Below are 502 nucleotides of genomic sequence, written 5' to 3'. Positions count from 1 at the left end.
ATTATTCACGTTTTGTTCTTGAACTACTGCTGATTGATTTACTGCGTCTTTTGAACCTTCAATTCCTGGTGTTGGCTCTTTTGACTCTTCTTTCGGACCTTCAACTTCTTTGGCTGGTTCTTTTGACTCTTCTTTCGGACCTTCAACTTCTTTGGCTGGTTCTTTTGACTCTTCTTTCGGACCTTCAACTTCTTTGGCTGGTTCTTTTGACTCTTCTTTCGGTTCTTCAACTTCTTTTGTTGGCTCTTTTACTTCTTCTTTTGGTTCTTCAACTTCTTTTCCTGGTTCTTTTACTTCTTCTTTTGATTCTTCAACTTCTTTTGTTGGTTCTTTTGGCTCTTCCTTTGATTCTTCAACTTCTTTTGTTGGTTCTTTTACTTCTTCTTTCGTTTCTTCAACTTCTTTTGTTGGTTCTTTTACTTCTTCTTTCGGTTCTTCAACTTCTTTTGTTGGTTCTTTTACCTCTTCTTTTGATTCTTCAACTTCTTTTGTTGGTTCTTTT

General features: G+C 36.1%; 1 pseudogene. It reads right to left on the bottom strand.

Annotation, left to right across the window (positions count from 1 at the left end):
* A pseudogene (locus MR070_RS26855) lies at window positions 1-502 on the bottom strand (leucine-rich repeat domain-containing protein); the annotation flags it as partial.

Origin of the sequence: Bacillus cereus group sp. BfR-BA-01453 (genome assembly GCF_022662915.1) — a bacterium.
GTDB classification, from domain to species: domain Bacteria; phylum Bacillota; class Bacilli; order Bacillales; family Bacillaceae_G; genus Bacillus_A; species Bacillus_A paranthracis.
This window is presented reverse-complemented; position numbering and strand designations above follow the sequence as displayed.